A 19,478-nucleotide genomic window follows, 5' to 3' on the forward strand; every position below is an offset into this window, starting at 1 on the left:
CAATAAAGTTAGTTTGTCTAGCATCTAAAATAAAAATTGACGTTTCACGTTGTTTGTTTCGTTCAGTTTTCAAAGAACTGCTTAGTCGCTCATTTGCGACTTCCTTATGTTAACATCTTCGTTTTTCAATGTCAACTAAGTTTTTCAATTTCTTTTTTGTCGTTTTTTGCGTTTCCGCATCAGCGACGGTTATTAATTTATCATATAATATCTATCGACGTCAACACTTTTTAATAAAAAGTTCTTTTTCTTACATAACGAATACATTCTTCTGCATTAGCGACTCTTCGAAACAAACAAAAAATGATTTTATACCTTTCTTCCATTGCCTTTTTTACAACGTCATGAATACGTTCATCTTCAAAATCAAATAAAAGTTCTTCTAACTCTCTCTTCAATATGTATTCCATTTCTTTTTTCTCTTCTTTCGTTAACATAAACCCAAGCAAATCATCACCTCAATCACTTCTTCCAGATCAATAAAAATTAAGCCCATTTTCATTTAACAAAATCCTACCATCCATTATATCCACTACTTACGATATTAATCCCTTGTTCTCTTTTTTATATTTACAGCATATATGTAACTGAAAAGGATTGGACAAAGGGGCGTAATATTATGTTTTTCTTTTTTATTACGAGTAAAAGAAACTTTAAACACATTAGCTTAATAGTGATACTTTCCTTATTTACAGCATGGCTACTCTTTTTGAAAACATATTCACACGAGTCTGCTTTTTCAACCGCTACAGGACCTAAAGTTATTTACAAAGGCGACACCTCTAAAAAACAAGTTGCATTCACGTTTGATATTAGTTGGGGAGACAAAAAAGCAATTCCAATCCTTGATACACTTAAAGAAAGAGATATTAAGAATGCAACCTTCTTCCTTTCTGCTGCATGGGCAGAAAGACACCCTGATGTTGTTGAACGCATCATAAAAGATGGACATGAAATCGGTAGTATGGGTTATAATTACACGTCCTACACTTCTCTAGAGGCAAATGAAATACGAAGAGATCTTCTGCGAGCACAAGATGTTTTTACAAAACTCGGTGTGAAACAAATTAAACTATTGCGTCCACCTAGTGGAGACTTTAACAAGGCAACACTTAAAATAGCAGAATCACTCGGATACACTGTCGTTCATTGGAGTAATAACTCAAACGATTGGAAAAACCCTGGCGTAAACAATATCGTTTCCACCGTCTCTAATAATTTAAAAGGTGGAGATATCGTCTTATTACATGCATCCGATTCTGCTCTTCAAACAAATAAAGCTTTACCACTGCTTCTACAGAAATTAAAGAGTGACGGCTATGAGCAAATATCCGTATCACAACTTATTTCCAACACAAGTACGAAAAGTAAAGATGTCCAATAATTTTTTACACATAAAAAGCTCTACTACCTTTCGTTCAGGTAATAGAGCTTTTTTTATCCCGATATTTTCATTCGTACAACTACCCTGCGTAAAAACTCTCTTAATTAGGCCGACTTACTCGTCTTTCCAATTAAACGATGTAATATAAGTAACTGATATGCATTACATAATAAAAGTGGTATCACCATTAAATATAACCAATCTGTATCATTAATTCGAAGTGCTGGTACCCACTCAAGAATTGTTACAACAACCATAAAGAACAAAGCTGGCACAAATGCCTTTTTATTCGTTTCTTTACTTTTTATATAAGCAACGATGGCCCCAAACATAAATAACACACCAGCAACAAGTATGTTATTCCCTAATGAAATTTCCCCATTTGCAATCAATACCGATCTTAAATACACAAAATCAAATAAAACGAATGCAATGAAGAAGAGCTGGACTATATTCCATAAAGAAGATGACCTGAACATCCCTAATCCAAAACGATGAATTGTTAAATAGGCAAAAAACCCCATTTGACTTATCACACTAAAAATAAATCCTACACCCATCAACCAGAAGGAAACTGCCAAAATTTCCTTTCCGTCGAAATTTTGAAAAAACTTCGCGTACTTGTCCCACTCTAAAACAAATCCAATAATGACTGTACTAACCCCACCAAGAAACAACGTCGTAAAAAATAGTCGAACCCACTTGCGGCTATTCACAACACATCCCCCATTATCCTTATATTTCTAATTAAATTGTATCAATGACAATTTCAAAAAGCTAGCCATGTTCATGTATAAATTCCTTAAAGATATTTATATTAAAAAGAGAGAACTGTGCTGAAAGGAGTTCCAACTTATGAAACGGATGCTGCTCGTTTTGACTTCTTCTTTTCTATTTCTTGTACTTGTAGCATGTGCACAAGAAAAAGAAGCAAAGTCCGAACTTGATTATGATCAAACGAAGAAAATGATTGTTGATATTTTAAAAACCGATCAAGGTAAGAAAGCCATTCAAGATGTGTTAACTGATGAAAAAATGAAACAAGCACTCATACTAGATGAAACAGTAGTAAAGAAAACGATTGAAGATGCAATGGTATCCGATAAAGGGCAACAATTCTGGGAAAAGCTCTTTAAAGACCCTGAGTTCTCATCGAAATTCGCTAAAAGTATGGGAAAAGAACAAACAGCCTTAATGAAAACATTACTAAAAGATCCTGAATACCAAGCAGGCGTTATAGAAATTATGAAAAACCCTGAAGTAGAAAAAATGATGTTACAAACAATGAAGAGCAAAGAATACCGTCAATATTTACAACAAGTATTAACAGAAACTGCTGAAAGCCCACTCTTCCAAGCTAAGATGATTGATATTATTAGTAAAGGTGTCCAAAAAGCCGAAAAAAGTGGTTCTGATAAAAAGGAAGCCGGCGGTGAAGGTGGTTCCCAAGAAGGTAAAAAGGAACAGCAGTAAAAATAATAACGATAATAATGAGTGGACAATACATGTATCATCCACTCATTATTATTTTATTTTTGCGCAACAGTTGTTTTATCAATTACCGCTTCAGCTATTGTGCGATAAATAAGACCTGTCGTATGCGTATCTTCATATACTGACGGCGCAAAATCTTCTTTATTCCAATCAGGTTGTTGAAGCGGGATTCGGCCAAGTACTTCTGTTTGAAGTTCTGTAGCTAATTTATCTCCACCACCTCTTCCAAACACATATTCTTTTTCGCCAGTTGTTTTACTTTCAAAATAAGCCATATTTTCAACAACACCAAGAATGCTATGTTCTGTACGTAAAGCCATTGCTCCAGCACGTGCTGCTACAAATGCCGCTGTTGGATGCGGTGTTGTGACAATAATCTCTTTACAAGCCGGCAACATCGAATGTAAGTCTAGCGCAACATCACCTGTACCTGGTGGTAAATCTAAAACTAAATAATCTAAATCGCCCCATTCTACTTCTGTAAAGAAATGATTTAACATTTTCCCAAGCATAGGCCCTCTCCAAATAACCGGTGCATTATCTTCTACAAAGAATCCCATTGAGATTACCTTTACACCTAGACGCTCCACTGGAATGATTTTATCTCCTCTTACTACAGGGCGTTTTTCTATCCCCATCATATCAGGTACGCTAAAACCATAAATATCAGCATCAATGATACCAACTTTTTTCCCTAGACGAGCTAAAGCAATAGCAAGGTTAACAGAAACTGTTGATTTCCCTACTCCACCTTTTCCACTCGCCACTGCTAAAAATGTCGTTTTCGAATTTGGTGACAATAAAGATTCAGTTTGCTCTTCTTCTTGTTCTGGTGCAAACTGAGCTAATTCCTCTTCTGTAAATTCTGCAAAGCGAAGCCCTACTGTTGCTGCTCCTAGTTCTTTTACTAACTTTACAATTCCAGATTGCAATTGCATTTGTTCCGCGGTACCAGTTTTTACGATTGCAATTTTAACACTTACATGTTCCTTCTCAGGCTTGACTGTTACCTCTTTAATTGCCCCTGTTTCTTTTAACGTTTTATGTAAAAACGGATCTACAATCCCTTCTAACGCTTCCACTACTTGCTCTTTCGTTACCATAATTAGCCCAGCCCCCTGTATGAAAAATAACATAATGTTAATTAAATATATCTCTCTTTACTTTTGAAATAAATGCGTTTACATTTCCAGTATAACATATTTTCGGAAAACTTCGTTAACGAGAGAAACGCAAAAAAATCCTCCTTATTCTGGAGGATTTCCTTTTTCCGTGAAATAACGTAATATACCACGATATACTGCAGCTGCTACCTTTTGCTGATATTTCTCCGAATTTAACATATACCTTTCATTTACATTCGATAAAAAGCCAGCTTCAATTAAAGCACCTGGGGTTTTCGCATACTTTAATAAATACACATGAGAAATTGTTTTAGCAGAACGATTTGTATTCTCTAAACTCGTTCTCAACTCAGCTTGTATAAATTTCGCAGCACGTTCATTTTCAATTGAAGAACGGTAATAGAACGTTTGTGCGCCTTTCGATCCACTACTAGTTAAAGCATTTAAATGGATACTTGCAAAAAAATCTACATCGGGTTTATTAATAATCTCTACACGTTTTTTTAAATCTTCTGCTTTACGTCTACTATATGACTTTGTATCTTTCTGGGCTAAATCATAATCTCCCTCACGCGTTAAAATCACTAGTGCACCTTGCTCTTGTAAATAATCTTGCACCTTCTTTGTAATCTCAAGCGTAATATCTTTTTCTACAATATCCTTGCCACCAACAGCCCCTCCGTCTGGTCCACCATGCCCAGCATCTAATACAATTACTTTCCCTGATAAGGGTAAATTCCAAGCTCGCCACGATTTTGTAATTTGAAATTCTTGTTTGACTAAAAAAAACAAAATAACCGCAGCGAGTGCAAAAGAGATAATTCGAATTCTCTTCATACCTTTCCTCCTCCAGCTAGTCCCTCTAATTACTTATATGGGACAAGAGGAAAGTTTATGCTTGTCTTAATGAAGCTTTAATCGATATCTTCTTTCACCTTTTTCATATCCTTCCTGCCACCATAAGCCGATAAACTGCTGGCAAGATTCAAAAAGTGATTCCTCATCTTGTAACTTAATCTCCCGCATAGTCATGCTCGTTAAAAATTGAAATAGTGTTTCCGTTAATTGTTGCTCTTCTTCTAAGGCCCTATATTTCACATCAAAGAACGATTCGCCATAATAACCAAATTTGCTATATCTCGCTCCTAATAAATACGATTCTATCCCTAATTCAATGCAGTAATCTTCATACTGACGATGAAGTTCCTGCATCTGAAAGGCATCTCTAATATTTGAACGTAATGTTTTTAATGATAATTCCCGCAGCATCTTCCGCTCATATTTCAACTGCTTTTCTTTTTGTTTTTCTTGTAAGCTGACAATGACATTCATAGTACTTATAAACCTCCCTAATACGTATTAGTCTAAACTTCTAAAGAAGAAGCATACGCGAGAGGATAGCACTAAAATATTCCAAACTACAAAAATTTCAAAAGAGGAATGAAACATAAAAAACCCCAACTAAAATGGTTGGGGTTTGTAGTTCGCAAAAATTAACGTTTTGAGAACTGAGGTGCACGACGTGCGCCTTTAAGACCGTATTTTTTACGCTCTTTCATACGTGCGTCACGAGTTAATAGACCTGCACGTTTTAGTGTTAGACGGTATTCTGGATCAGCTTTTAATAAAGCGCGAGAAATACCGTGACGAATAGCACCAGCTTGACCAGTGTATCCACCACCATTTACGTTTACAAGTACATCGTAGTTACCTAAAGTTTCTGTTGCAACTAGAGGTTGTTTCACTACTTCACGTAATGCAGCAAATGGGATATAGTTTTCAAAATCACGACCGTTAATGATAACGCGTCCTTCGCCTGGAACTAGGCGTACGCGCGCTACTGAACTCTTACGACGTCCAGTGCCATAGTATTGAACCTGTGCCAAAGTAAGCCCTCCTTTAATTGATTATCCGCGAAGTTCGTAAACTTCTGGTTTTTGTGCTTGGTGTGGATGCTCTGCTCCAGCATACACGTTTAGTTTCTTAGAAACTTGACGGCCTAAGCGTCCTTTTGGAAGCATGCCTTTAATTGCAAGCTCTAACATTTGTACAGGGTAGTTTGTACGCATTTCAAGAGCTGTTCTTTGTTTAAGTCCACCTGGGTGGTTAGTGTGACGGTAGTAAATTTTATCGTTTAATTTATTACCTGTTAAATGAATTTTCTCAGCGTTAATAATAATTACATGATCACCCGTGTCAACGTGTGGTGTAAATGTAGGTTTGTTTTTACCACGTAAAATGGATGCTACTTCACTAGCAAGGCGACCTAAAGTTTGACCTTCAGCATCAACCACATACCATTTACGCTCAACTTCGTTAGCTTTTGCCATAAAAGTCGTACGCATGTGTTTCCCTCCTCGTTATCTTTTCCATAGAAAAAATCTATTGTTTATCTTAAACACGATTTCCTTCCGGGGCTAATCGTGGTTTTAGAAACAATACCATATGTTATGATATACTTTTGAGTTTCTAATGTCAAGCAAATGTTACACCAGGATTAGTTGTTATAGTTTACCTGCCATAAATAAAGCCCATGACCAGGAGCCATCTTTCCAGCAAACTGACGATTTTGTTTCGCTAAAATCTCTGGAATGCTATCCGGATCAAGCTTTCCTTGCCCTACGCTCAGTAACGTACCAACAATAATCCTGACCATATTATATAAAAATCCATTACCTACAAAACGAAAAATTAATTCGTCGTCCTGCTCAATTAGCTCGATTTCATAAATTGTTCTCACTTTATCTTTTTTGTCAGTTTTTGCCGAACAAAAAGAAGTGAAATCATGCGTTCCAATAAAATAAGGGATCGCTTTTCTTATAGCATTTATTTCGAGCGGATATGGATATTGATATACGTAATTTCTACGGAATACATCCGCAGTCTTTGATAATAATACACGATAACGATATTCTTTTCTCTCGACACCGTAACGTGCGTGAAATTCTTCTGTTTTTTTCTCTACCTGTGTGATAACAATATCATCTGGTAACATAGTGTTTAATGCATTGCTCCATTGCCACTCTTCAAGAGACAACGGTGTATCAAAGTGTATCACTTGTCCTTTAGCATGAACAGTAGAATCTGTTCTGCCCGATGCCTGAACACGAACAAGTTCCCCTTTATGCAATTTCTGTAAAGCTTTCTCTATTTCTTGTTGAACAGTACGATGCTGCGGTTGAATTTGATAACCACAAAAATGCATGCCATCATATGCAACCGTACATTTTATTCTATCCATTTCTTTATTCTCCATTACGATCGCACCCATGCCAAAATACAAGCTAAACAAAGTAAGCTTATAATCGTTACAGTATCGCTTGTTTTCCAGCGTAGTTGCCTAAATTTAGTACGTCCTTCGCCACTTTGATATCCACGGGCTTCCATAGCAATTGCTAAGTCTTCTGCACGCTTAAAAGCACTGATAAATAGAGGAACGAGTAGTGAAATGATAGCTTTCATCCTATCTTTTATCGGTCCCCCTGCAAAATCAATACCACGTGACGATTGTGCCTTCATTATTTTACTCGTTTCATCCATTAATGTCGGGATAAAACGAAGAGAAATTGACATCATTAATGCGATTTCATGAACAGGAACTTTTATACGCTTCAACGGCTTTAATAACGTCTCCAAACCATCTGTAATCTCAATGGGTGTCGTCGTTAACGTTAATAATGTCGTCATTAAAATAATAACGAAGAATCGTATAGAAATGTATATTCCTTGCTCTAATCCTTTTTCATGTATCGAAAACCAACCAAGCTGGAATAGTACTTCCCCTTCTTTATTTGTTAAAATATGCAGGAAAAATGTAAAAAGAAAAATCCATAGAATTGGTTTTAAGCCCGAAAGTACATAACGAATCGGCACTTTTGCAAAAAATAAAGCAATGAGTGCATATAAAAATAAAAATCCATATGAAATCGCATTATTTGCTAAGAAAACAACAAATACATATAAAAAGACAATCAGCAGCTTCGTACGTGGATCAAGTTGATGAATAAGAGAATTCCCTGGAATATATCTTCCAATAATCAACTGCTGCATGATTCATGACCACCTTTTCGTAACACCTGCACAACTTCATGAGTAAGATCCTCTAAAGATAAGGTAGCCTTTGGGATTGAAATGCCAAACTTCTCTTCAATTGCACGTTTATACTTTAAAGACATAGGAAGATCCACACCAATTTTCTCTAGTTCATCAGCATGTGAAAATACTTCCTCTGCACTTCCTTGCAAAAAGACCGTTCCTTTATGCATGACTACAATCTGCTCGGCATATTTAGCAGCATCCTCCATATTATGCGTTACAAGGATAACTGTAAGGCCTTTCTCCTTATGTAGCTTATAAAACATCTCCATAAGTTCATTTTGCCCTTTTGGATCTAGTCCTGCTGTAGGTTCATCTAATACAAGCACTTCGGGTTCCATCGCTAATACGCCTGCTATCGCAACACGCCTCATTTGCCCACCACTTAACTCAAATGGTGAACGCGCTAACAGGTCTGGTTCTAACCCTACAAGTTCAATTGCTTCTCTTGCCTTTTGCTTCGCTTCTTCTTCCGATACCCCAAAATTAGTAGGGCCGAAACAAATATCTTTCTCCACAGTCTCTTCAAATAACTGATGTTCTGGGAATTGAAAGACAACCCCTACCTTTTTACGTAGCGGCTTTAGCTTTTTTTCTTTCTTTCCTGCCGAAATGAAATGTTCACCAATTTGAACTGTGCCATTTGTCGGCTGCAATAAACCATTTAAATGTTGAATCATCGTCGACTTACCTGAACCAGTATGACCGATAATGGCATAATAGCCCCCACTTGGAAACGACACGTCTACATCATAAAGTGCGCGTCTTTCAAATGGAGTTTTATATTGATAACGATGTTCTACTTTTTGGAATGTAATCTCCAAAGTTCGTTCACCAAGCTTTCCATTGTAAGATGCGTATTTTGCAAGAGAATTTCATTTCTTTTTAATAATTCTGCTATTTTCACTGAAAATGGTACATCTAATCCAATTTCTTGGAGCATATGAGAGGACTTGAAAATTTGTTCTGGAGTCCCTTCCTCTAATATCTCTCCCTTATTTAAAATAATGACACGGTCTGACTGTGCCGCTTCTTCTAAATCGTGCGTAATTGATAACACGGTAATACCTTTTTCATTAACAAGTTGTCTAACCGTTTCTACCACTTCACGTCTCCCTTGAGGGTCTAGCATTGACGTTGCTTCATCTAATATCAAAATAGACGGCTGAAGTGCTAAAACGCCTGCTATTGCTACTCGCTGCTTTTGCCCACCAGATAACGAATGTGGCTCATCATTAAGAAAATCTTCCATACGGACTAGTCGTAAGGCCTGATCTAATCTTTCTACCATTTGCTCTCTTGGCATTCCGATATTCTCTAAACCAAAGACAACGTCATCTTGCACTGTTGTTCCAACAAATTGATTATCTGGATTTTGAAATACCATCCCAATTTGTTTTCGAACATCCCATACCGTTTCCTCTGACAAAACCATTGTATCATTTACTGTAATTGTCCCTGCTTCCGGCAAAAACAAACCATTCAATAATTTTGCAAGTGTAGACTTCCCAGAACCGTTTTGTCCAATAACAGATACCCATTCTCCTTCATATAAGGAGAATGAAACATCTTTTAATGCATAAGTGGCTGCACCAGGATATTGAAATGATATATTTTCTGTCCGAAGTTTCTCTTTTTTCAATACAAGGCACCCTTTCCTTCGCCAAGTAAGCCTATTTTTATATTTAAAAAAAAGGGCCATGACCAGTTTCTTGAAAAGAACTGTCCTGCCCTTTTAATTATCATTATACTAACTCGATAATTACCATTGGTGCTGCGTCTCCGCGACGTGGACCAATTTTTGCAATACGAGTGTATCCGCCTTGGCGCTCAGCATAGCGTGGAGCTACATCAGCGAATAGTTTTTGAAGTGCATCTTGACCAGTCTCAGCGTTAGCTACTTCATTGCGAATGAAAGCTGCTGCTTGACGACGAGCATGAAGATCTCCGCGTTTACCTAAAGTGATCATTTTTTCCACTACAGAACGAAGTTCTTTTGCACGAGTTTCTGTCGTTTGGATGCGCTCGTTGATAATTAAATCAGTAGCTAAGTCACGTAACATAGCTTTACGTTGCGCACTTGTACGGCCTAATTTTCTGTATGCCATTCGTAGTTCCCTCCTTTGTTGATGGGTTTAAATCCTCAGTCGTCTTTACGTAAACCTAAACCTAATTCCTCAAGTTTATGTTTAACTTCTTCTAAGGATTTACGTCCTAAGTTACGAACTTTCATCATATCTTCTTCTGTTTTGTTCGCAAGCTCTTGTACAGTATTAATTCCTGCACGTTTTAGGCAATTATAAGAACGAACAGAAAGGTCTAGTTCTTCGATAGTCATCTCAAGAACTTTCTCTTTTTGATCTTCTTCCTTCTCGACCATAATCTCAGCATTTTGTGCTTCATCAGTTAAACCAACAAAGATATTTAAATGCTCAGTTAAGATTTTGGCACCTAAAGAGATAGCTTCTTTTGGCCCGATGCTTCCATCCGTCCATACATCAAGCGTAAGCTTATCATAATTAGCCACTTGTCCGACACGTGTCTTTTCCACTTGGTAAGTCACACGTGATACTGGAGTATAAATAGAATCAATAGGAATTACTCCTATTGGTTGATCTTCGCTTTTATTTGCATCAGCTGGCGTATACCCACGGCCACGCTTTGCAGTTAAACGCACGCGGAAATGCGCATCTTTTGCTAACGTTGCAATGTGTAAATCTGGATTTAAGATTTCTACATCACTATCGTGAGTAATATCAGCAGCTGTGACAATACCTTCGCCCTGCACATCAATTTCCAACGTCTTCTCTTCTTCAGAGTAGATTTTAAGAGCTAACTTTTTCAAGTTTAAGATGATCGTTGTAACGTCTTCTACTACGCCCTCAACTGTTGAAAATTCATGTAATACGCCATCGATTTGGATAGCAGTAACAGCGGCACCAGGGAGTGAAGATAAAAGAATACGACGTAAGGAGTTACCCAACGTAGTACCATATCCACGCTCAAGCGGTTCAATTACGAATTTACCATATTTAGCATCTTCGTTAAGTTCAACCGTTTCGATTTTCGGCTTTTCGATTTCAATCATTAACTAAACCCTCCTTCAAAACGTCGAAACCCCGGTTAAACAAAGGTATAACCTCTGTCTAACCGAAAGTCCCCCTTAGGCAGTTCCCGATTGTGCACAACAAGCGATGTTTCTGTACGAAATTTCTCGATAATGCATCATATCCATTATAGACAAAAGGGAAAATTCTATACAGAAAAATTACACACGACGACGTTTTGGTGGACGACATCCATTATGAGGAACTGGAGTAACATCTCTAATTGCTGTTACTTCTAGACCTGCAGCTTGAAGAGCACGAATTGCAGCTTCACGACCAGCACCAGGACCTTTAACAGTAACCTCTAAAGTTTTTAAACCGTGCTCCATTGCAGCTTTAGCAGCAGTTTCAGCAGCCATTTGCGCAGCGAATGGAGTAGATTTACGAGATCCACGGAAACCAAGTGCACCAGCACTAGACCAAGAAAGCGCGTTACCGTGAGTATCTGTAAGTGTTACGATTGTGTTGTTGAAAGTAGAACGAATATGAGCTACACCAGCTTCAATATTCTTTTTCACACGTTTTTTACGAGTGTTTGTTTTACGTGCCATTGTTAGTTCAACCTCCTTTACTTATTATTTCTTTTTATTTGCTACTGTACGACGTGGACCTTTACGTGTACGAGCATTGTTTTTAGAGTTTTGACCACGAACTGGTAAACCACGACGGTGACGAAGACCACGGTAAGAACCGATCTCCATTAGACGTTTGATGTTAAGAGATACTTCACGACGAAGGTCTCCCTCAACTTTAATACGATCGATGATATCACGGATACGTCCTAATTCGTCTTCCGTTAAATCACGAACTCGTGTTTCTTCAGAAACACCAGCTTCAGCAAGAATTTTTTCAGCAGTTGTGCGACCAATGCCGAATACGTAAGTTAAAGAAATAACAACGCGTTTGTCACGAGGAATATCTACACCTGCGATACGTGCCATTCTGAATGCACCTCCTTCTGATTAACCTTGTTTTTGTTTATGTTTAGGGTTTTCACAAATAACCATTACTTTTCCACGTCTACGAATAACTTTACATTTTTCGCAGATTGGTTTAACTGACGGTCTTACTTTCATGTCTCGAACCTCCTTAAAGATTACGGAGTGCTATATTATTTAAAACGGTACGTAATACGACCACGATTTAAATCGTACGGAGATAATTCTACCGTAACTTTGTCTCCTGGTAAAATACGAATGAAGTTCATACGGATTTTACCAGAAACGTGAGCCAATACGACATGCCCATTCTCTAATTCTACTTTGAACATAGCATTTGGCAACGTTTCAAGAACGGTACCTTCGACTTCAATTACATCATCTTTAGCCATTCAATAGTTCTCCCTTCTTCAAATCAGTAACATTTTACACTGCTCTGAAATCCCGGAGAGCCAGCTACTTATAAAGTGGTAAGGATTTCGTATCCTGCTTCTGTAAGAGCAATCGTGTGCTCAAAATGGGCACACCATTTACCATCTACCGTTACCACTGTCCAGTCATCAGATAGTGTTTTTACATATCGTCTTCCTTGATTCACCATCGGCTCAACACAGATGACCATTCCCGGCTTTAATCTAGGGCCTCTATTTGGTGGACCATAGTGCGGGATTTGAGGGTCCTCATGTAAGTCTTGCCCGATTCCGTGACCAACATACTCCCTAACGATCGAGAATCCATTCTCTTCAGCATGGGTTTGAACCGCATGTGAGATATTTGATAATCTCTCGCCTGGTTTTACTTGTTCTAGACCAAGATACAACGATTTTTCTGTGACATCAAGTAGCTTTTGAACAGATTCAGAAATGTTTCCAACTGGATACGTCCATGCAGAATCTCCATGGTACCCATTGTATTTCGCACCAATATCGATACTGATGATATCGCCCTCTTTGAGCTTGCGCTTCCCTGGAATTCCGTGTACAAGCTCTTCATTTACAGAAGCACATATGCTCCCCGGAAATCCGTTGTATCCTTTAAAAGATGGCGTAGCACCATATTTTTGAATCGTCTTTTCCGCTATTTGATCGAGCTCTTTCGTTGTAATTCCTGGAGTAATGTGCTGTTTTAACTCTTGATGAGTCAAAGCAACGATCCTGCCCGCTTCTCGCATGATTTCTATCTCGCGAGGAGTTTTGCAGATTATCATTACGCTAAGCCTCCGATGAGAACATCGATATCAGCAAATACTTTATTGATATCTTGCTCACCATTAATGCTTTGTAAGTAACCAAGCTCCTCGTAGAAATCAAGCAAAGGTTTAGTTTGCTTAATATTTACATCTAAGCGATTTGCTACAGTTTCTTCATTGTCATCAGAGCGTTGATATAACTCGCCACCACATTTATCGCACACGTCAGCTTTTGCTGGCGGATTGAATTCTAAGTGGTAAGTCGCACCGCACTCTTTACAAATACGACGGCCTGTAAGGCGTTTTAATAACAATCCTGAATCCACATTAATGTTTAAAACATAGTCGATTTTTTTGCCAAGATCTTTCATAATCTCTTCAAGAGCTGATGCTTGTGCAACAGTTCGTGGGAAACCGTCTAATAAGAAGCCTCTTACGCAGTCTTCTTGACTTAAACGTTCACGAACGATTCCGATTGTAACTTCATCTGGAACAAGTGCCCCTTTATCAATAAAGGATTTTGCTTGTAAACCCATTTCAGTTTCAGCCTTCATAGCTGCACGGAACATATCTCCTGTTGAGATGTGAGGGATGTTATACTTGGCAACAATCTGTTCGGCTTGTGTACCTTTACCAGCACCAGGAAGCCCCATTAAAATTAAGTTCATCCTTGTTCCCCCTCAGAGTACATGAGCATGTAGGGAAGACAATACTTCCCACTTACTCACTGCTTGATAAACCCTTTGTAATGGCGTTTTACCAGTTGGCTTTCTAGTTGCTTCATTGTTTCTAAAGCAACGCCGACAACGATTAACATACTCGTTCCACCGATCTGTGCAGATGGAGGAAGATTTCCCAGCTTCGTAAAGATAACTGGTAAGATTGCAATCGCTGCTAGGAAAATTGATCCTACAAAGGTCAAACGATACAAGATTTTTGTTAGATATTGTTCTGTATTCTTACCCGGACGAATACCTGGAACATATCCACCTTGTTTGTTTAGATTCTCTGACATTTGCTCTGGATTAACCTGAACAAACGCATAGAAATATGTGAAGGCTACAATGAGCGCAACATATATGATCATTCCCACTGGGTGAGAATAGTTAAAGTTTGCAATAATCCACTGCGATACATCATGTTTCGGGAAGAACTGTGCAATAGTCGGAGGAGTAATTAAGAATGAAACAGCAAAAATTACTGGAATAACACCAGCACTATTTACCTTAAGCGGTAAATGTGTGTTTTGTGCTCCAGCATAACCACCATTTCCTCCTGTTACACGCTTCGCATATTGAATTGGGATCTTCCTAACAGCCTGTTGAATGAAAATAACACCCACAATAACTGCTAGCACAGCTAGTAAAATCAATGCAACTTTAACGATACTCATGAACAATTGATCTCCGATATTTTGAAACTGTTGCTGATACACTTGAGATATAACACTTGGGATCGCTGCGGCAATACCACCAAAGATAAGAATGGAAATACCATTACCTACACCTTTAGCTGTAATCTGTTCACCTAACCACATTAAAAATGCAGTACCAGCAGTCAGTACCGTAGCAATGTATAAATAAGTGCTCCAACCAGGATTCAAAATTAATTGTCCACCTACCATACCGTTAAAACCGATTGACATACCAAACCCCTGAATAAACGCAAGAACAATTGTAAAATAACGCGTGAATTGCGTTAGTTTACGACGGCCCATTTCACCTTGCTTCGCCCATTCCGAAAATTTAGGAACAACATCCATCTGCAATAATTGCACGATGATGGATGCTGTAATATACGGCATGATTCCCATCGCAAAGATGGAGAAGTTTTTCAAGGCTCCACCGCCAAATGTATTTAGAATACCTAAGGCATTTAATTGATCTTGTGCCTTCAGTACGTCTCCATTTGTAAATGGCACGGGGATAAACGTGCCAATCCTGAATACGATTAACATCGCTAAAGTGAATAATATTTTACGTCTTATCTCAGCAACGCGCATAAAGTTGGAGATTGTACGAAACATTAGATCACCTCAACTGATCCGCCAGCTGCTTCAATTGCTTCTTTAGCACTTGAAGAGAACTTGTGCGCTTTAACAGTTAGTTTTTTCTCTACTGCGCCGCTTGCAAGAATTTTAACACCGTCGTTTAATTTGCTGATAACGCCAGTTTCCAGCAATAATTCAGGTGTTACTTCTGTACCATCTTCAAAACGATTTAACGTTGATAAGTTTACAATAGCAAACTCTTTACGGTTAATGTTTGTGAAGCCGCGTTTTGGTAAACGACGGAATAATGGAGTTTGACCACCTTCGAAGCCAAGACGAACACCGCCGCCAGAACGTGCGTTTTGTCCTTTATGACCTTTACCAGCAGTTTTACCGTTACCAGAACCGATACCACGACCGACACGGTTACGTACTTTACGAGAACCTTCTGCAGGTTTTAATTCATGAAGTTTCATTCCCAGGCACCTCCTTATATTAATGAGTTATCCTTAAGCTTCTTTTACAGTTACAAGGTGAGAAACTTTGTTGATCATACCAAGAATAGCAGGAGTTTCTTCCTTAACTACAGTTGAATTCAACTTTTTAAGACCTAAAGCTTCTACCGTCGCACGTTGATCTTGTGGACGACCAATTACACTACGAGTGAGGGTAATTTCTAACTTTTTCGCCATTTGTTTTCCCTCCTTAACCTAGTAGCTCTTCTACAGATTTACCGCGTAATTTTGCAACATCTTCAGCGCGCTTAAGTTCGCTTAATCCGTTCACAGTAGCGCGAATCATGTTGATTGGTGTGTTAGAACCAAGAGATTTCGAAAGAATATCTTGTACACCTGCTAATTCAAGGACCGCACGAACAGGTCCACCAGCAATAACACCAGTACCCTCAGCAGCAGGCTTTAAGAATACTTCACCAGCTCCAAAATGACCGTTGATTGTGTGTGGAATTGTTGTACCAACTAATGGTACAGCGATTAAGTTTTTCTTAGCGTCTTCGATAGCTTTGCGGATTGCGTCTGGTACCTCTTGTGCTTTACCAGTACCGAATCCAACATGACCGTTTTTATCGCCAACTACAACTAGTGCAGCAAAGCGGAAACGACGACCACCCTTAACAACTTTCGCGACACGATTTATCGTAACTACACGTTCTTCAAGTTCTAATTTACTTGGGTCAATGCGATGCATCAATTTTCCCTCCTTTGACCATTAAAATTGTAATCCAGCCTCACGAGCAGCTTCAGCTAGAGCTTTAACACGGCCATGGTATAAGTAACCACCGCGATCAAATACTACTTCTTTAACGCCTTTCTCTACAGCACGCTTAGCAACTGATTCTCCAACTTTCGTAGCAGCTTCAATATTGCTAGTACCGTTAAGAGCAAGGTCTTTATCAAGAGTAGATGCACTTACTAACGTTACACCATTCACATCATCAATAACTTGAGCGTAAATATGTTGGTTAGAACGGAACACGTTTAAACGTGGACGCTCTGCAGTACCAGTAAGTTTAGCACGTACACGTGCATGTCTTTTCTTACGAGTCGCATTTTTATCAGCTTTAGTGATCATTCTTGTCACTCCTTTCTCTCACCTAACGGGTTTACTTAGCAGTTTTACCTTCTTTACGACGAACAACTTCGCCTTCGTAACGAATACCTTTACCTTTGTAAGGCTCAGGAGCACGTACAGCACGGATGTTAGCAGCAAATTCGCCAACACGTTGCTTGTCGATACCTTTGATTACGATCTTAGTTGGTGCAGGTACTTCAACTTCAAGACCTGCTTCCGGAGTCATTTCTACTGGATGAGAATAACCTACGCTTAATACAAGTTTATCACCTTGTTTTTGAGCACGGTAACCAACACCGACTAATTCAAGTCCGCGTGCGAAACCTTCAGTTACACCTTCAACCATGTTTCCGATTAAAGCACGAGTTGTACCGTGTAATGCACGGTGTTCCTTCTGTTCAGATGGACGCTCAACTGTTAATGTATTCTCTTCAATTTTGATAAGCATATCAGCATTGAAAGTACGAGTTAATTCACCTTTAGGGCCTTTTACTGTTACAGTATTGTCTTCTGCAACTGTAATAGTAACACCTGCAGGGATTTCAAGAATCTTTTTACCAATACGAGACATGTGGTCACACCTCCGTTCGTTTTAAATATATATTACCAAACGTATGCTACTACTTCTCCACCAGTTTGTAATTGACGAGCGTCTTTATCTGTCATTACTCCCTTAGATGTAGAAACAAGAGCGATACCTAATCCGTTAAGTACACGTGGTACTTCGTCAGCTTTAGCGTAAACGCGTAAGCCAGGTTTACTGATACGTTTTAATCCAGTGATTACACGTTCATTGTTTGCACCATATTTCAGGAAAATACGAAGGATACCTTGTTTGTTATCCTCGATGTATTCTACATCACGAATGAAACCTTCACGTTTTAAAAGTTCAGCGATCTCTTTTTTGATTTTAGAAGCAGGAACCTCTAATTTCTCATGACGTACCATGTTCGCATTACGGATGCGAGTAAGCATGTCTGCAATTGGATCTGTCATCACCATGTGTTTTACCTCCTTCCCATTTGTGGGTTTTACCAACTAGCTTTTTTAACACCAGGAATTTGACCTTTATATGCAAGTTCACGGAAACAAATACGGCAAAGTTTAAATTTGCGGTATACAGAATGCGGACGACCGCAGCGTTCGCAACGTGTATACTCTTGTACTTTAAACTTAGGAGTACGCTTTTGTTTCGCTATCATAGATTTTTTAGCCACGTTTTCGCCTCCTCTACTTAGCGTTGGCTTCCATTATTTTTGGAATGGCATACCGAATTGTGTTAACAGTTCACGAGCTTCTTCATCAGTTTTCGCTGTAGTAACGATTACGATGTCCATACCGCGGACTTTGCTTACTTTATCATAATCAATCTCAGGGAAAATAAGTTGCTCTTTAACACCTAATGTGTAGTTTCCACGACCATCGAATGATTTCTTAGAAACACCACGGAAATCACGTACACGTGGTAAAGAAACTGATACTAATTTGTCGAAGAACTCATACATTTGCTCGCCGCGTAAAGTTACTTTCGCACCGATTGGCATACCTTCACGAAGACGGAAACCAGCGATTGATTTTTTAGCACGAGTTACAACAGGTTTTTGACCTGTGATTTGTGTTAATTCTTCTACTGCGTTGTCTAACGCTTTTGAGTTAGATACCGCGTCACCAACACCAGTGTTGATTACGATCTTTTCGATTTTTGGTACCTGCATTACAGATTTATAGTTAAACTTGCTCACTAGAGCAGGAGTAATTTCCTTTTGGAACTTCTCTTTAAGGCGATTCAATGAAGTGACCTCCTTTCTTAAGAAAATTATTTATCTAATAATTCACCAGATTTTTTTGCAATACGAACTTTTTTACCATCTTCTACTTTGAAGCCTACACGAGTAGGTTCACCTGTTTTCGGATCTAAAATCATAACGTTAGAAACGTGAATAGGTGCTTCTTTAGTAATAATTCCACCTTGTGGATTTAATTGAGATGGCTTAGAGTGCTTCTTAACGATATTGACACCCTCAACGATAACACGGTTTTGCTTTGGGAAAGCCACAAGGATAACGCCTTGTTTTCCTTTGTCTTTACCAGTGATTACCTGTACTTTATCACCTTTTTTTACATGCATCTTAATTCTGCACCTCCTTAGCAAGGCAATACCTTAAATTATAGAACTTCTGGAGCTAAAGAAACGATCTTCATGAAGTTGCTATCACGTAATTCACGAGCTACTGGTCCGAAGATACGAGTACCACGTGGGCTCTTATCGTCTTTAATGATAACCGCTGCGTTTTCATCAAATTTGATGTAAGAACCGTCCGGACGACGAGCTCCGCTCTTCGTACGTACTACTACTGCTTTAACAACGTCACCTTTTTTAACAACGCCACCTGGTGTTGCTTGTTTTACCGTAGCAACGATAATGTCACCAATGTTAGCATATTTACGACCAGAGCCGCCTAATACTTTAATTGTTAAAAGTTCACGTGCACCAGAGTTGTCAGCAACTTTCAAACGAGATTCTTGTTGGATCATGTTATGAAACCTCCCTTCGGACTAAAAATTCC

32 protein-coding genes are annotated in these 19,478 nt (G+C 38.6%); 2 read left to right on the forward strand and 30 right to left on the reverse strand.

The window, feature by feature from the left end; all coding sequences use genetic code 11:
* Positions 1 to 230: 230 nt before the first annotated feature.
* On the reverse strand, positions 231 to 449 hold the full coding sequence (locus RCJ96_RS25415; RefSeq protein ID WP_000900296.1) for a hypothetical protein: 219 nt from the start codon (positions 447 to 449) through the stop codon (positions 231 to 233).
* A 170-nt stretch (positions 450 to 619) separates the two neighbouring features.
* Here RCJ96_RS25415 and pdaB point away from each other — a divergent pair, with 170 nt between their 5' ends.
* Entirely contained in the window at positions 620 to 1,384 is a 765-nt protein-coding gene (pdaB, locus tag RCJ96_RS25420; RefSeq protein ID WP_000464707.1) for a polysaccharide deacetylase family sporulation protein PdaB, read from the forward strand.
* A 104-nt stretch (positions 1,385 to 1,488) separates the two neighbouring features.
* Here pdaB and kbaA read toward each other — a convergent pair whose 3' ends face one another.
* Entirely contained in the window at positions 1,489 to 2,100 is a 612-nt protein-coding gene (kbaA, locus tag RCJ96_RS25425) for a KinB signaling pathway activation protein KbaA (protein ID WP_070805071.1), read from the reverse strand.
* A 139-nt stretch (positions 2,101 to 2,239) separates the two neighbouring features.
* Between kbaA and gerD the strand changes: the two genes are divergently transcribed.
* Positions 2,240 to 2,857, forward strand: coding sequence for a spore germination protein GerD (gene gerD, locus RCJ96_RS25430; RefSeq protein ID WP_000827519.1), 618 nt, complete (start codon positions 2,240 to 2,242; stop codon positions 2,855 to 2,857).
* Positions 2,858 to 2,913: 56 nt separating this feature from the next.
* Here the strand turns inward: gerD and RCJ96_RS25435 are convergent, their stop codons facing one another.
* The 28 genes from RCJ96_RS25435 to rplN all read right to left on the reverse strand — a co-directional run bounded on the left by RCJ96_RS25435 (position 2,914) and on the right by rplN (position 19,446).
* Positions 2,914 to 3,981, reverse strand: coding sequence for an Mrp/NBP35 family ATP-binding protein (locus RCJ96_RS25435; protein WP_000256607.1), 1,068 nt, complete (start codon positions 3,979 to 3,981; stop codon positions 2,914 to 2,916).
* Between the two features lie 144 nt (positions 3,982 to 4,125).
* Positions 4,126 to 4,839 carry an N-acetylmuramoyl-L-alanine amidase CwlD gene (cwlD, locus tag RCJ96_RS25440; protein WP_000822436.1) on the reverse strand — a complete coding sequence of 238 codons (714 nt, stop codon included), beginning with the start codon at positions 4,837 to 4,839 and terminating at the stop codon, positions 4,126 to 4,128.
* A gap of 66 nt (positions 4,840 to 4,905) precedes the next feature.
* Positions 4,906 to 5,334 carry a YbaK family protein gene (locus RCJ96_RS25445; protein WP_416504730.1) on the reverse strand — a complete coding sequence of 143 codons (429 nt, stop codon included), beginning with the start codon at positions 5,332 to 5,334 and terminating at the stop codon, positions 4,906 to 4,908.
* Between the two features lie 161 nt (positions 5,335 to 5,495).
* The gene (gene rpsI, locus RCJ96_RS25450; protein WP_000079986.1) at positions 5,496 to 5,888 is read right to left on the reverse strand and encodes a 30S ribosomal protein S9; all 393 of its coding nucleotides are present in this window, start codon (positions 5,886 to 5,888) and stop codon (positions 5,496 to 5,498) included.
* Positions 5,889 to 5,909: 21 nt separating this feature from the next.
* On the reverse strand, positions 5,910 to 6,347 hold the full coding sequence (gene rplM / locus RCJ96_RS25455; RefSeq protein ID WP_001260793.1) for a 50S ribosomal protein L13: 438 nt from the start codon (positions 6,345 to 6,347) through the stop codon (positions 5,910 to 5,912).
* A gap of 152 nt (positions 6,348 to 6,499) precedes the next feature.
* Entirely contained in the window at positions 6,500 to 7,243 is a 744-nt protein-coding gene (gene truA, locus RCJ96_RS25460; protein ID WP_002163776.1) for a tRNA pseudouridine(38-40) synthase TruA, read from the reverse strand.
* Between the two features lie 14 nt (positions 7,244 to 7,257).
* Positions 7,258 to 8,052 carry an energy-coupling factor transporter transmembrane component T family protein gene (locus RCJ96_RS25465; protein ID WP_001186536.1) on the reverse strand — a complete coding sequence of 265 codons (795 nt, stop codon included), beginning with the start codon at positions 8,050 to 8,052 and terminating at the stop codon, positions 7,258 to 7,260.
* Positions 8,040 to 8,921 (reverse strand): energy-coupling factor ABC transporter ATP-binding protein, encoded by an 882-nt coding sequence (locus RCJ96_RS25470; protein ID WP_000406514.1) that lies wholly within the window; start codon positions 8,919 to 8,921, stop codon positions 8,040 to 8,042. The genes RCJ96_RS25465 and RCJ96_RS25470 overlap by 13 nt, the downstream gene beginning before the upstream one ends.
* On the reverse strand, positions 8,897 to 9,739 hold the full coding sequence (locus tag RCJ96_RS25475; RefSeq protein WP_000711783.1) for an energy-coupling factor ABC transporter ATP-binding protein: 843 nt from the start codon (positions 9,737 to 9,739) through the stop codon (positions 8,897 to 8,899). Before RCJ96_RS25475 ends, RCJ96_RS25470 begins: the two co-directional genes overlap by 25 nt.
* A gap of 103 nt (positions 9,740 to 9,842) precedes the next feature.
* Positions 9,843 to 10,205, reverse strand: coding sequence for a 50S ribosomal protein L17 (rplQ, locus tag RCJ96_RS25480; RefSeq protein WP_000331490.1), 363 nt, complete (start codon positions 10,203 to 10,205; stop codon positions 9,843 to 9,845).
* Positions 10,206 to 10,240: 35 nt separating this feature from the next.
* Complete coding sequence (locus RCJ96_RS25485; protein ID WP_000569643.1) at positions 10,241 to 11,185, reverse strand: DNA-directed RNA polymerase subunit alpha; 945 nt, start codon at positions 11,183 to 11,185, stop codon at positions 10,241 to 10,243.
* A 180-nt stretch (positions 11,186 to 11,365) separates the two neighbouring features.
* Complete coding sequence (gene rpsK, locus RCJ96_RS25490) at positions 11,366 to 11,755, reverse strand: 30S ribosomal protein S11 (protein WP_000101799.1); 390 nt, start codon at positions 11,753 to 11,755, stop codon at positions 11,366 to 11,368.
* A gap of 24 nt (positions 11,756 to 11,779) precedes the next feature.
* On the reverse strand, positions 11,780 to 12,145 hold the full coding sequence (rpsM, locus tag RCJ96_RS25495) for a 30S ribosomal protein S13 (protein WP_000090789.1): 366 nt from the start codon (positions 12,143 to 12,145) through the stop codon (positions 11,780 to 11,782).
* A 21-nt stretch (positions 12,146 to 12,166) separates the two neighbouring features.
* On the reverse strand, positions 12,167 to 12,280 hold the full coding sequence (gene rpmJ, locus RCJ96_RS25500; protein ID WP_000868344.1) for a 50S ribosomal protein L36: 114 nt from the start codon (positions 12,278 to 12,280) through the stop codon (positions 12,167 to 12,169).
* Between the two features lie 35 nt (positions 12,281 to 12,315).
* Complete coding sequence (gene infA / locus RCJ96_RS25505; RefSeq protein ID WP_001029884.1) at positions 12,316 to 12,534, reverse strand: translation initiation factor IF-1; 219 nt, start codon at positions 12,532 to 12,534, stop codon at positions 12,316 to 12,318.
* 68 nt (positions 12,535 to 12,602) lie between these two features.
* Positions 12,603 to 13,349 carry a type I methionyl aminopeptidase gene (gene map, locus RCJ96_RS25510; RefSeq protein ID WP_000582539.1) on the reverse strand — a complete coding sequence of 249 codons (747 nt, stop codon included), beginning with the start codon at positions 13,347 to 13,349 and terminating at the stop codon, positions 12,603 to 12,605.
* Positions 13,349 to 13,999 (reverse strand): adenylate kinase, encoded by a 651-nt coding sequence (locus RCJ96_RS25515; protein WP_001048996.1) that lies wholly within the window; start codon positions 13,997 to 13,999, stop codon positions 13,349 to 13,351. The genes map and RCJ96_RS25515 overlap by 1 nt, the downstream gene beginning before the upstream one ends.
* 56 nt (positions 14,000 to 14,055) lie before the next feature.
* A complete protein-coding gene (gene secY, locus RCJ96_RS25520) occupies positions 14,056 to 15,357 on the reverse strand; it encodes a preprotein translocase subunit SecY (RefSeq protein ID WP_000490114.1) in 1,302 nt (433 codons plus the stop codon).
* Positions 15,357 to 15,797 carry a 50S ribosomal protein L15 gene (gene rplO, locus RCJ96_RS25525; RefSeq protein WP_000766080.1) on the reverse strand — a complete coding sequence of 147 codons (441 nt, stop codon included), beginning with the start codon at positions 15,795 to 15,797 and terminating at the stop codon, positions 15,357 to 15,359. The genes secY and rplO overlap by 1 nt, the downstream gene beginning before the upstream one ends.
* Positions 15,798 to 15,830: 33 nt before the next feature.
* Complete coding sequence (gene rpmD / locus RCJ96_RS25530) at positions 15,831 to 16,013, reverse strand: 50S ribosomal protein L30 (RefSeq protein ID WP_001085234.1); 183 nt, start codon at positions 16,011 to 16,013, stop codon at positions 15,831 to 15,833.
* 13 nt (positions 16,014 to 16,026) lie between these two features.
* Positions 16,027 to 16,527, reverse strand: a complete 501-nt coding sequence (rpsE, locus tag RCJ96_RS25535; RefSeq protein ID WP_000554646.1) for a 30S ribosomal protein S5 — start codon at positions 16,525 to 16,527, stop codon at positions 16,027 to 16,029.
* Positions 16,528 to 16,548: 21 nt separating this feature from the next.
* On the reverse strand, positions 16,549 to 16,911 hold the full coding sequence (rplR, locus tag RCJ96_RS25540) for a 50S ribosomal protein L18 (protein WP_000628816.1): 363 nt from the start codon (positions 16,909 to 16,911) through the stop codon (positions 16,549 to 16,551).
* A gap of 31 nt (positions 16,912 to 16,942) precedes the next feature.
* Positions 16,943 to 17,482, reverse strand: a complete 540-nt coding sequence (gene rplF / locus RCJ96_RS25545; protein WP_000086558.1) for a 50S ribosomal protein L6 — start codon at positions 17,480 to 17,482, stop codon at positions 16,943 to 16,945.
* 32 nt (positions 17,483 to 17,514) lie between these two features.
* Positions 17,515 to 17,913, reverse strand: a complete 399-nt coding sequence (gene rpsH, locus RCJ96_RS25550) for a 30S ribosomal protein S8 (protein WP_000245511.1) — start codon at positions 17,911 to 17,913, stop codon at positions 17,515 to 17,517.
* Between the two features lie 29 nt (positions 17,914 to 17,942).
* Complete coding sequence (rpsN, locus tag RCJ96_RS25555; RefSeq protein WP_001085700.1) at positions 17,943 to 18,128, reverse strand: 30S ribosomal protein S14; 186 nt, start codon at positions 18,126 to 18,128, stop codon at positions 17,943 to 17,945.
* Positions 18,129 to 18,161: 33 nt separating this feature from the next.
* On the reverse strand, positions 18,162 to 18,701 hold the full coding sequence (gene rplE, locus RCJ96_RS25560; RefSeq protein WP_001080831.1) for a 50S ribosomal protein L5: 540 nt from the start codon (positions 18,699 to 18,701) through the stop codon (positions 18,162 to 18,164).
* Positions 18,702 to 18,727: 26 nt separating this feature from the next.
* Entirely contained in the window at positions 18,728 to 19,039 is a 312-nt protein-coding gene (rplX, locus tag RCJ96_RS25565) for a 50S ribosomal protein L24 (RefSeq protein WP_000558200.1), read from the reverse strand.
* Positions 19,040 to 19,077: 38 nt separating this feature from the next.
* The gene (rplN, locus tag RCJ96_RS25570) at positions 19,078 to 19,446 is read right to left on the reverse strand and encodes a 50S ribosomal protein L14 (protein ID WP_000615912.1); all 369 of its coding nucleotides are present in this window, start codon (positions 19,444 to 19,446) and stop codon (positions 19,078 to 19,080) included.
* Between the last annotated feature and the right edge of the window lie 32 nt (positions 19,447 to 19,478).

This window comes from Bacillus sp. BSL6, assembly GCF_052928345.1.